Below are 11,815 nucleotides of genomic sequence, written 5' to 3'. Positions count from 1 at the left end.
TCATGAAAATGACATTTCGCTGGTACGGCGAAGCCTATGATCCCATTCCATTGCAGTACATCCGGCAGATTCCCGGTATGAGCGGCATAATGGGCGTGCTCAACCAGTACGCAGCCGGAGAGGTATGGGCGAGCGAGGCGATCCAAAAGCTGGTTGCACAGGTCAACGCCTCCGGCCTGGAGTGCGAGGTGATCGAATCGGTTAATGTGCACGAAGAGATCAAACTCGGCAAACCTTCCCGCGACCAGTACATTGCGAATTACTGTCAGACCCTGAAAAACTTGGCTGAATACGGCATTCGAGTCGTGATCTACAACTTCATGCCGGTATTCGACTGGCTGCGCACCGAGCTCTACCACGAAAACGAGGACGGCTCCACCTGTCTCTATTACAACCACGCCGACGTGGAAGGAATGACGCCGGCGGAGATCGTCGCCCGCACTGCCGCCGGGTCAGGGGGATTCACATTGCCCGGCTGGGAGCCGGAGCGGCTCTCGCAGCTGGAATCGGTACTTGCCCAATACGAGAGTATTTCCGCCGACGACCTGCGTGAAAACTATCGCTACTTCCTGGAGGGAATCATTCCCACCTGCGAAAAAGTCGGGATCCGTATGGCGGTGCACCCTGACGATCCGGCCTGGGAACTGTTTGGAATCCCGCGCATATGTAACTCGCGTGACGACCTCGACAAGATTGTCCGTCTAGTCGATTCGCCCGCGAACTCACTGTGCGTATGTTCGGGGTCGCTGGGCTCCAATCCATCCAATGATGTGCCGACCATCTTCCGTGAATTCGGTGAACGCGGGCGCATAGCGGCTGCGCATGTGCGTAATGTGCGGCATCTGGGCGAAAAACACTTCCAAGAGGCGGCGCATCTCTCCTCCGACGGCTCGCTGGATATGGAAGCAATTATGGAGGCGATTCATGACACGTGCCCGGATGTGTATGTCCGGCCCGACCATGGCCGCATGGTCTGGGGTGAGACCGGGCGACCGGGATATCCGTTGTATGACCGGGCGATGGGTGCGGTCTACCTGAACGGATTGTACGAAGCAATTTCCAAGATTAAGGGGCGTGACTAGGCGTGCAAGATACGCGCGAAGAACAGATCGCTGAACTCCTGGCGGCAAATCCGGTAGTTCCCGTTGTTGTTATCGATGACCCGCGCGATGCCCTCGCTGCCGGCCAGGCACTTGTAGCCGGCGGTATTCACTGTGCCGAGGTGACCTTCCGCACCGAAGGGGCAGCCGCAGCTATCGAGGCAATGCGGCAGGTAGAGGGTCTGACCGTCGGAGCGGGGACCGTGATCCACGCGGTGCAGGCTGAGGCTGCAATTGCGCGCGGCGCCACCTTCCTGGTCTCGCCCGGCTTCTCTGCCGAGGTTGCGCAGGTCGCGCGGGCGCAGAACATACCGTTCGTACCTGGAGGAGCAACCCCAACGGAGATCATTGCAATTCTCGATGCCGGTATGACGACGGTGAAGTTCTTCCCCGCTCAAGCTATGGGAGGTCTGCCGGTACTCAAGGCGTTCTCGGCGCCTTTCCCGCAGGTGCGATTCCTTCCCACGGGTGGCATTAGCGCCGCGAATATGACTGAGTGGCTGGAGCAGCCCTTTATCCCTTCGGTCGGTGGCTCCTGGATGATCACCCGGTCAATGGTGGCACAGCACAAGTTTGATGAGATAACGGCCCTTTCGGCACAGGCGATTGCGATTGCTAGGGGTGAGAGATGAGTACCGGGCTTACGCTGCGCCCGGCAGTAGATTGCGCATATGACATTGTGGCTCTGGGAGAGGTCATGCTGCGGCTTGATCCCGGGGAAGGACGGATTCGCACCGCACGGTCTTTCGATGTCTACGAGGGAGGAGGGGAATACAACGTCGCGCGCGGGCTGCGTCGCTGCTTTGGAAAGAAGGGAGCAATCGTAACCGCTCTCGTGCGTGACGAGGTAGGAGCTTTGGCGGAAAACCTCATTCTCGCCTCCGGCCTCGATACGCGTTTCATCCAGTGGGTACCTTCCGATGGCGTCGGCCGCTCGGTGCGCAATGGGCTTAATTTCACCGAACGAGGTTTTGGTGTCCGTGGAGCGGTCGGCTGCTCTGATCGTGGAAACACGGCAGTTTCACAGATGGATGCCAGCAGCGTGGATTGGGACTATCTTTTCGGCGAACTGGGTGTGCGCTGGCTGCATACGGGCGGTATTTTCGCCGCGCTGTCCGAAACAACGGCCGCGGTGGCGAAGGCCGCGATGCGCGCTGCCAAACGCTACGGAACCGCTGTGTCTTACGATCTGAACTATCGCCCGTCACTGTGGCAGTCAATTGGAGGTCAGGCCAAGGCGCAGGAGGTCAACCGCGAGCTGGCGCCGTACGTTGACGTGATGATCGGCAATGAGGAGGACTTTACCGCAGCGCTTGGCTTTGAGGTGGAAGGAATGGATGAGAATCTGTCTGTGCTTCCCGTCGCGTCTTTCCAGGAAATGATTGAGCGTGTATCGGCGTCCTACCCGAACCTTCAGGTTGTTGGCACGACTCTACGCGCGGTGAAAACGGCATCCGTTAACGACTGGGGTGCTATCGCGTGGTCGCGTAAGGAAGGTTTCGCGCAGGCGCTGCAACGCAATGATCTGGAGATTCTTGATCGCGTTGGAGGTGGTGACTCCTTCGCCTCCGGCCTGATCTACGGTCTGATGGAGTTCGACGACGTCACCGTCGCAGTCGACTACGGTGCGGCTCACGGTGCGCTGGCCATGACGACGCCCGGGGATACCTCGATGGCATCGTTGGATGAGGTGGAGCGACTAGTGGCAGGTGGAGGTGCACGGGTTCAACGGTAAGAAAAATGCACGGCTACCGGCGGCCTATACCAACTGCGCGCAGTCGACCACTGCGGTAGCTGAACTAACACAGGTATAACAACACAACTGAAACCACCAATCTAGCCGCGTTACCAAGGGAGTGTGGGGAAGGTTCCTTCATTCCCGCGGTATAGCGCTGTGTTTATCTAAGCTGAACATCTGTTCAGCATGGATTGATTCAATCGATCTGTTTGGCAGGCGGAGAGAACTCCGGATCACGAACCGTAGGGCGACGGTGATACGAGGCTGCCGTCCCACATCGCAGGGTCCGGATGGCGGTTCCGCCGCAGCAGAAAAGAGTTCGCGCGATCCGCGCGACTGCACGTTAAGGAGACAACGTATGTCTGAAACAGTGAGCGAGCCGACGAAGGCTCCGCTTGCCGAGCGAACGACCGTCGACTTGGTCAAAGCGGCGATGTCGGGGTGGCTTGGAACGGCGCTCGAATTCATGGATTTCCAGCTCTATTCGTTAGCCGCTGCGCTGGTGTTCAAGGATTTGTTCTTCCCGGAAGGAAGTACCGGTGTTGCCGTTATGGCATCGATGGCCGTCTATGGCGTGGGATACTTCGCACGTCCAGTCGGAGCGTGGTACTTCGGCCGACTCGGTGACAGGGTCGGACGTAAACAAGTCCTCTTCATCACCATCACGATGATGGGTGTGGCCACCACGCTTATTGGCTGCCTGCCAACCTATAACCAGGTCGGCTTCCTTGCACCGCTGTTGCTCGTCATCCTGCGTCTGGTGCAGGGCTTCGGTGCCGGTGCGGAGATCTCAGGCGCGGCGGTCATGCTGGCGGAGTATGCGCCAACTAGGCATCGCGGAGTTATCTCGTCCCTGGTTGCCCTTGGAACGAACTGCGGCACGCTATTCGCATCGGCCGTATGGGGAGTCCTTGTGGCAGTTATGTCGGAGGAGGCTCTTATTGCGTGGGGATGGAGAATCCCCTTCCTCGGCTCGGTGCTGGTGATGGTAGCTGCTGTGTGGATCAGAATTCATTTGAAGGAGACTCCGGTTTACGAGGCGACGCAGGAGGAGCTGCTGGAAGCCTATGACCAGCCCATTCCGGAGAAAAAGAAGGATCTGGAGAAAGTTGTTGTCAGGCCGACGGCGAAGATCTCGGGTAAGGCATTCTGGTTTGCTTTCTTCCTACGATTCGGCCAGTCGGGTAATTCCGGCATGATTCAGACCTACCTGGTCTCCTTCATCGTCGATTTCTTGCTCTTCCCGCGTTCCGTTGCCACAAATGTCGTAATCTACTCGTCTCTGGTTGGGTTTGTCACGGTTCCGCTGATTGGTCTGTTGGGAGACCGATTCGGACGACGCGCTATCTACCGCACTATTACGGTCAGCGCAATGATTCTTGCCTTCCCACTATTCCACGTTATTGTTTCGCAGGAGCCGGGCAGCCTGACCTTCTACGTCAGTTATATTGCGTTGCACAACTTGTCGGTGCTTGCCTTCTTCTCGCTTGAGAACATCACCATGGCGGAGATGTTTGGCTCGCAACGACGTTACGAGGCGCTGGCGCTGTCCAAAGAGATTCCGAACCTCATCACGGCGGGAATGGGGCCATTCGTTGCCGCGACACTGGTGGAAGTTACGAAGTCGTGGATTCCATTGGCTTGCTTGATGGTGTTCTACTCTGCTTCGACCTTCCTCTCCTCCGTATTCATGCCGGACACGACGGGACGAGACCTTACCGATCCAAAGGATGCTGCATAATGAAAGCTGTAACTGTCTATGGCGCAGGTGACCTGCGCGTCACTGAAATCGAAGACCCCCAAGCCGGTCCCGGCCAGGTTCGTATCAAAATGGAGTATGGCGGGATTTGTGGATCCGACCTCGCGTATTGGAAACACGGTGCGTCCGGCACCGCCATTCTCCGGGAGCCGCTGGTGCTTGGGCACGAGGTGGCAGGTCGGATTGACCAGCTTGGCGACGGTGTAGCGGGCTTGGAACTTGGGCAGGCTGTGACGGTGAATCCCGCAACACCAGTGGGGGAGTATCATGTTCCCGCGCATCTGCGGGGAGAGACAATCTGTGGCCTGAGGTCCGTTATTTCGGTTCGGCTGCTTTTCTACCGCACGAGCAGGGCGGTTTTTCCACCTATCGTGTGGTGCGTGCGGAAATGATTCGCCCCTTGCCGGAGAATGTTTCTACGCGGCATGGGGCGGTTGCGGAACCGCTTGGTGTGGCGATACATGCGGTTGGGCGTGCCGGGGGTGTGCGGGGTAAACGCATCCTGGTCAATGGCGCGGGTCCAATAGGATCGCTGGTAGTTGCTGCAGCAAAGCATGCTGGCGCGGCTGAAGTGTGGGCGGCCGATCTATCGCCGACGGCTCTTAGTATCGCCGAACAACTTGGAGCGGACCATGTGCTTGACCGGTCGGCGGGCCAGGAGCTACCGGTTGATGTCGATATTGCTTTCGATGCTTCTGGAGCTCCGCGCGCACTGGGCGATGTTTTTCTATCCGTGGTACGCGGTGGACGGTTTGTGCAGGTAGGCAATCTCCCAACGGGCGAAGTGCCTGTAGCGCTGGGGCAATTGGTAACGCGGGAGATTGACTACGTTGGCTCCTACCGTTTCTCTGATGAGATTACGGATGCGATTGCGGCCACGGCAGATGGCTTGAATGTAGAGCCGCTGCTGACGCATACCTTCGATATAGAAGATGCGCTTGAAGCATTTGAAACCGCCGGGGATCGATCTACTGGATCGTCGAAAGTTCTCCTCAAACTGAGCTGACGGTTATGCTGCGCCGGACAAGCGGCGTACCCGTAATTTTGTGGCCGCAGGTAGCTCCGCCGGGAACTGCCTGCGGCCATCGGCGTGTGCGGTATGCATGTGTTACCCGGACCAATTTTGAGTAGAAATCTGTCGGAGGGGTGTTCTACCCTTGTTTCGAACAAAAGTTCGAATGGGGGTGAGGGGTATGACCGGTCGTCTGGAACGCTGTGACGATGCTGCAAGCAGATTGACTGCCGCACGGCAGGCGCTTGCACAGGCGGAAGTTTCGGTGGGGCTGACACGGTCGGCAGCGGTGCCATCCGCAGAGAAGGCGTGGCACGGTGCCACTTGGAATGTGCCAGAGGGAGTATCTTCTCTTTTTCCTTATGGGTTACCGCATGGTATGACCCTGGGCGTACGAGGAGCGCGTCTTGTAACTCTCCTCCTGGTCGGCACGGTGAGTGCGCAAGGCGCGTGGACCGCATGCGTGGGGATGCCGGATTTGAGTTGGGCCGCGGTGTCGCTTCTTGGCGGGGATCTGAAGCGGATGGTGCACGTACCAATGCCACAGCCTGCAGCGGTTACGCAGGTGCTTACGGCCGCGATTGATGGCTTCGATAGCGTCGTCGTCGGGCGGGATATTCTGCTTGACGGAAGGGAACGCCGGTTGCTCTCCCACAGGGCACGTTCTCGGGGCGCGCTGCTCCTCGCTGAAAATTGGGATACGCGGGAACAGGTTATGGGTAGCCTCATAACTGCGGAAGGAATGCGTGGCGGAAGCGGACATATCAGTGATCTTGTTCTGGAACTGAGCCGCCCGGCCAAATCATCCTGCCGTATACGTATTACTAGCCGTGGCTGGCAGCCTGAGCAAACTCTGCATGCCGTGCCGGAGGAGAGTACACGGTCCCGGCTGGTCATACCCAAAGAGTCCCTTCCCGCTACCGATGCCGTAGCGCCACGCGGTAGGCATCTGCGGTCACATCAGGGAGTCGGCGCATGAGACAGGGAGCAGTGTGGATACCTGATTGGGAGGTGACCGCAGCCGAAATTTCCGGTGAAGTGCCAGCCGGTACCCCGGCTGCCGTGTGCGGCGGAAAGGGCGTGCTGGCTGTTAACGCTTGGGCCAAGCGGCGTGGTATTCGTCCGGGAATGAGCCGGAGGGAGGCGCATGCGACTTGTCCGGAAACCGTCTTGCTTGCCCCTGACCCCGAACGGGGTATGCGGCGTTTTGAGCCGATATTGCAAGCTTTGGACCGTCACATCGCGCGGCTCACCGTACTGGAACCGGGCAGCGTGATTTTCACATCCCGCGGTGCTGTACGCACTGCGGGTTCAGAACAGGCATTGGCGGAGGCTCTGATCGGGGAAATTGCAGATATTGCTGGCTGTGAGGCAAACGTGGGTTTTGCGGAAGGAACTCTTGCCACACTGCTGGCGGCCCGGGAGAGTCTTATGCTTTCTTCGGCCGAATCAGCCGACTACCTAGCGGCGCAACCTGCCACACAGGTGTTGAATGCCCTTCCGGTAATGGGAAGAAAAGCGGAGGTCGAACAGTACATTGGCATACTCGCTCGGCTGGGAATTAGAACGCTGGGTGGTATTCACTGTCTCGGGGCAGCCGCACTTACCACTCGTTTTGGCGCGATGGGAAACCAACTGTGGGTGCTGGCATCCGGAGCCGATATGCGACTCCACCCGCAGGGCATGCGGGCACAAGACCTGGCACTATCACGCAGTTTTGAACCACCGTTGCAGCAGGCGGAGGCAGCGGCTTTCGCTGCTCGTATATTGGCGGAGCAGCTCAGCAATGAGATGACGTCCCGGGGGCTGACCGGAGGTCAACTCACGATTACTGCTGTACTGGAATCGGGAGATGACCTCACCCGTTCCTGGATGATGGACGGTGGTGGCGCACGTGACATCACGGATCGAGTGCGCTGGCAACTTGCCAGTTGGATAGATGCAGATGGTGGCGGGTCCGCGATTTGTCGGCTCGAGCTACACATGGCAGATATGTTGCCCGCAGGTTACCGGCCGCAACCATTGTGGGGCGGGCGTAGTGCCGGTGACGAACTTGCTGCGCGTACGGCCGTGCGTATGCAGGCGCTGGTTGGTGAGGACGGAGTACGAGTTGCCTATAACGTTGGCGGGCGTCTACCTGCAGACCGCTACGAAGAATGTCCATGGGGACAAGTCTTCCCGAGCAGCGGGAAGGAAAAAGAGTTCCCTTGGCCGGGAGGAATCCCCGACCCCCGCCCGCCTTGCTGCATCCCACGCCGATCACCATCGACGTCACAGGCGAGTGTGGCCATCCTCTTCACGTATCCGGACTGGGGGTACTGACATGCGGGCGAGGGTGTGCCGATCCCCGCCCCTTTCAACTGATACGGCGCCATGCTAACGCTTCGCGTCATGCAAGCGTTTCGCGTGGTACTTACGCTTCGCCGGTAGCCGATGAGAACTTTCGGACTTCGCGTGCTGGAGAACAGGTGATGTGGGAAGCGCGCGTGGCAAGTGGGCAGAAGGAGGTAGGAGGCAAACAAGCGGCCTATGGCCAGTGGAGGATCCTGGACTTTGCCGGTCCGTGGATTATTGAGCAGCGCTGGTGGGATCCGCATTCGGCTCAGCGTCGGGCCTGGTTGCAAATCGCTGTTGATGCCGGAGCCGTCCTCGTGTACGCGGAGGCCGGGCAGTGGTGGGAGGCGGGGAGTTATGCCTAGGCTTCTGCGCTCTCGGCAGCGTATTCCTTACGCGGAATTGCACGTACATTCGGCCTACAGCTTTCTTGACGGCGCGTCGTTACCGGAAGAACTCGTATCCCGCGCCTGCGAGCTGGAACTGGATGCGTTAGCGCTGACTGATCACGCAGGTTTTCCCGGCATTATGCAACTTGCTGTACCGGCGCGCAGCGCCGGAATGCCGATAGTGGTAGGAACCGAGTTGACGCTGGAGGCCGGTGAATGCCGGGAGGTGGAGCCTGACGAAGAATATGCAGACAACAAGTTGGGACTAGGGCCCAAAAGGGGAAGGGAGATTCGAAAGGCTCTGAGTCTCACGAGGGAATCCGACGCTCACAAAGGCCGGAACGCCAAGGGGGAGCCGAAGGGCAAGAAAGGTCTAAGCACCAAGAATCCGGAGGCGGCGGAGGAACATATTCTGCTGCTGGCGCGCGATGCCACCGGATACCAGAAACTATCCCACACCGTTGGTGCCGCCATGTTAGCCAGTGGAGTGAAAGGCGAGGCGCACTACACACTGGAAGGGCTCGCTGAGGCCGGTGCGGGAAACTGGGTGGTGCTAACCGGGTGTCGAAAAGGCGGAGTGCGCCGAGCATTGGAGAAAACGCCTGGGGTGTGGGCGCCGCAGGCAGCTCGGCGTGAGCTTGAGCGGCTGATCGGTCTTTTCGGTAGAGATAATGTGGCAGTGGAGCTTACCGCTACCGGTTCACCACTTGATCGGGAACGTTGTGATCTACTCGCAGACCTAGCCTGCGATACTGGAGTTAGGGCTGTTGCCACCGGCAATGTTCACTATGCCCGCCCGCAGGACCGGCCGGTAGCAGATGTACTGGCGGCAACAGGCGCGCGTATGACCCTGGAGGAAATCGATCCCTATCTGCCCGCATCCGGTAGTTATCTGCGTTCTGGAGCGCAAATGCTTGCCTGGCACAAAGATCGTCCCGCAGTGGTCAATGCAGCAGCGCAGCTGGGGCAGGAGTGCGCCTTCGATCTGGCTCTCGTTACTCCCAATCTGCCCCGCTTCCCGGTTCCGGAGGGCCATGACGAACAGAGCTGGCTACGGGCATTGACGGATGCGGGAGGCCAACAGCGTTATGGCACCCGCAGCGCGAACCCCACAGCATGGGCACAGATCGACCATGAAATCGACGTCATCAACCAGCTTGGTTTCCCCGGCTATTTCCTCATCGTTGAAGAAATCGTCTCCTTCTGTCGACAGCAGGGAATCTGGTGCCAGGGGAGAGGGTCAGCGGCGAATTCGGCCGTATGTTTCGCTCTTGGTATTACGGCGGTAGATGCGGTGCGGCATAAGATGCTGTTCGAGCGTTTTCTATCCCCGGGGCGTTCCGGCCCACCTGATATCGATCTTGATATTGAATCCGGTCGCCGAGAGGAAGTCATCCAACACGTCTACGAGCGCTATGGGCGGGACAAAGCCGCACAGGTAGCCAACACCATTACGTACCGACCTCGGCTGGCCATCCGCGATGCTGCGCGGGCACTCGGGTATGATCCCGGGCAGGCTGAGTACTGGACAAAATCGGTTGAGCACCGGGTGCCGCGGGGGCGTGGCCGTACGTCCGACCCGACCAAAGAACGTGCGGCTGCGGATATGGCAGTTTTTCTGCGGGAGCGGGGAAGGGAGGCCTTGTTCACCCAGCGCTGGCAAACCGATGGTATTCCACCGGAAATTGCAGCGCTTGCCGCACGTATGCAGAATCTTCCGCGACACCTGGGGATCCATTCTGGTGGGATGGTGCTGTGTGATCGCCCGGTTATTGATGTGTGTCCAGTGAGTTGGGCATCCATGCCGGGTCGCACTGTTCTGCAATGGGATAAAGATGATTGTGCGGAAGCCGGACTCGTCAAATTCGATCTTCTCGGATTGGGGATGCTGACGGCACTGCGCATCGCATTCACCGTGTTGCAGCAGCGTGGTATCAGCGGGGAGGACGGGCACGAACTCGGCTTGCATAACCTTGCTCAGGAAGATCCACGTGTGTACCGTCTTCTGCAAACTGCGGATACCGTCGGTGTGTTCCAGGTTGAATCGCGGGCACAGATGTCCACCCTGCCACGGCTGCGCCCGGAATGCTTTTACGACATTGTCATCGAGGTCGCGCTAATCCGCCCCGGGCCGATTCAGGGACACTCTGTCAACCCCTACCTGCGGCGACGACGCGGTCAGGAACCCGTCACCTATGCGCATCCATTGCTGCAACCTGCGCTGGAAAAGACTCTTGGCATTCCGCTATTCCAAGAGCAACTGATGCAGATAGCGGTTGATGCGGCAGGCTTCTCACCCGCGCAGGCCGACAAACTTCGTAAGGCGATGGGCTCCAAACGGTCAGTGGAACAAATGGAGCGGCTACGCGGTGAACTACTCGCGGGAATGCGTGGCAAGGGAATCGACCGGGAAACGGGTGAGGAGATCTATGCGAAGCTGCAAGCCTTCGCCGAGTTCGGTTTTCCTGAATCTCATGCGTTTTCTTTCGCATACCTGGTGTATGCCTCCGCCTGGTTGAAAGTGCATCACCCGGAGGAGTTCTACGCAGGCATGCTTGCAGCGCAACCGTTAGGTTTCTATTCACCACAGACTCTGGTGGCCGACGCGCGGCGGCACGGCGTGCTCGTTCTGCCGCCCGACGTCGTCGCGTCGCAACAGGCAGCTTGTGTAGAAGAGTGTGCGGCACGTGAGATGGCAGCTCACGAACTGGTAGATGTGAGCCCCAACCTTGCCGTTCGCCTTGGGCTGGAATCGGTGCGTGGTCTAGGATCAGCGGCCACTCGTATTCTCCAGGCGCGGGCCGATGCTCCCTTTTCCAGTGTGGCTGACATGGCTAGCCGTGCGCGTCTAAACGAAAGAGAACTGGAAGCCCTGGCTGCAGCGGATGCTCTGCGTTCATTGGGGACAAACCGACGGCAGGGGATATGGTTGGCGCATGCGCTGGCAGAGCATGGGACGCGGCGGGGTATCTACTATCAGCCGACAATTCCCGGCACCGAGGCAGCCGGGACAGTGCCACCGCTACCAGAAATCACTAAAGCAGAGGCGGCCGATGCCGACATTGCGGCAACCGGAGTTTCTACTGCGTCTTACCCGGTGGAGTTTCTACGCCCGCAACTGGATGAGCAGGGAATACGACGTATCGCAGACCTCAGCCACGTCCCGGAAGATGTGAGAATCCGAGTGGCAGGAATAGTCACTCACCGACAGCGGCCATATACCGCCAGTGGCATAACCTTTCTTTCTTTGGAGGACGAAACCGGACTACTGAACGTCGTAGTCTCCCACGGTTTGTGGCAGCGCTACCGAATGGTGGCGCTGCATAGTCAGGGATTAATCGTACGTGGCATGGTGGAGCGCGGCAATGGTGCCATGAATTTTGTTGCGGACGCACTCGAAGAACTGCCACTATCGGTACGACTCAAATCGCGCGATTTCAGGTGATAGTGGCACCTGCCAACAGTCCTATTGCCTGTTCGCTC

Annotated in this window: 10 protein-coding genes; all 10 read left to right on the top strand. The window is 58.8% G+C overall.

Annotation, left to right across the window (positions count from 1 at the left end):
• Positions 1-2 precede the first annotated feature (2 nt).
• The 10 genes from DDD63_RS06290 (at position 3) to DDD63_RS06250 (ending at position 11,777) form a co-directional block, all read left to right on the top strand.
• The gene (locus tag DDD63_RS06290) at positions 3-1,082 is read left to right on the top strand and encodes a mannonate dehydratase (protein WP_108715651.1); all 1,080 of its coding nucleotides are present in this window, start codon (positions 3-5) and stop codon (positions 1,080-1,082) included.
• 2 nt (positions 1,083-1,084) lie between these two features.
• On the top strand, positions 1,085-1,732 hold the full coding sequence (eda, locus tag DDD63_RS06285) for a bifunctional 4-hydroxy-2-oxoglutarate aldolase/2-dehydro-3-deoxy-phosphogluconate aldolase (protein WP_164505479.1): 648 nt from the start codon (positions 1,085-1,087) through the stop codon (positions 1,730-1,732).
• A complete protein-coding gene (locus DDD63_RS06280; protein ID WP_108715650.1) occupies positions 1,729-2,835 on the top strand; it encodes a sugar kinase in 1,107 nt (368 codons plus the stop codon). Before eda ends, DDD63_RS06280 begins: the two co-directional genes overlap by 4 nt.
• Before the next feature lie 361 nt (positions 2,836-3,196).
• Positions 3,197-4,579 carry an MFS transporter gene (locus DDD63_RS06275; RefSeq protein ID WP_108715649.1) on the top strand — a complete coding sequence of 461 codons (1,383 nt, stop codon included), beginning with the start codon at positions 3,197-3,199 and terminating at the stop codon, positions 4,577-4,579.
• A complete protein-coding gene (locus DDD63_RS12455; protein ID WP_205647206.1) occupies positions 4,579-4,989 on the top strand; it encodes an alcohol dehydrogenase catalytic domain-containing protein in 411 nt (136 codons plus the stop codon). The genes DDD63_RS06275 and DDD63_RS12455 overlap by 1 nt, the downstream gene beginning before the upstream one ends.
• Positions 4,974-5,603 carry a zinc-binding dehydrogenase gene (locus tag DDD63_RS12450; protein ID WP_205647205.1) on the top strand — a complete coding sequence of 210 codons (630 nt, stop codon included), beginning with the start codon at positions 4,974-4,976 and terminating at the stop codon, positions 5,601-5,603. Before DDD63_RS12455 ends, DDD63_RS12450 begins: the two co-directional genes overlap by 16 nt.
• A 187-nt stretch (positions 5,604-5,790) precedes the next feature.
• The gene (locus tag DDD63_RS06265) at positions 5,791-6,588 is read left to right on the top strand and encodes a hypothetical protein (RefSeq protein WP_108715648.1); all 798 of its coding nucleotides are present in this window, start codon (positions 5,791-5,793) and stop codon (positions 6,586-6,588) included.
• Positions 6,585-7,931, top strand: a complete 1,347-nt coding sequence (locus tag DDD63_RS06260) for a DNA polymerase Y family protein (protein ID WP_108715647.1) — start codon at positions 6,585-6,587, stop codon at positions 7,929-7,931. The genes DDD63_RS06265 and DDD63_RS06260 overlap by 4 nt, the downstream gene beginning before the upstream one ends.
• Before the next feature lie 164 nt (positions 7,932-8,095).
• The gene (locus tag DDD63_RS06255) at positions 8,096-8,308 is read left to right on the top strand and encodes a hypothetical protein (protein WP_125482451.1); all 213 of its coding nucleotides are present in this window, start codon (positions 8,096-8,098) and stop codon (positions 8,306-8,308) included.
• On the top strand, positions 8,301-11,777 hold the full coding sequence (locus tag DDD63_RS06250) for an error-prone DNA polymerase (RefSeq protein ID WP_108715645.1): 3,477 nt from the start codon (positions 8,301-8,303) through the stop codon (positions 11,775-11,777). The genes DDD63_RS06255 and DDD63_RS06250 overlap by 8 nt, the downstream gene beginning before the upstream one ends.
• Positions 11,778-11,815 lie beyond the last annotated feature (38 nt).

The organism is Actinobaculum sp. 313, from assembly GCF_003073475.1.
GTDB lineage: Bacteria > Actinomycetota > Actinomycetes > Actinomycetales > Actinomycetaceae > Asp313.
Note: the sequence above shows the minus strand (reverse complement) of the source record. Positions and strands in the feature narration are given on the sequence as shown.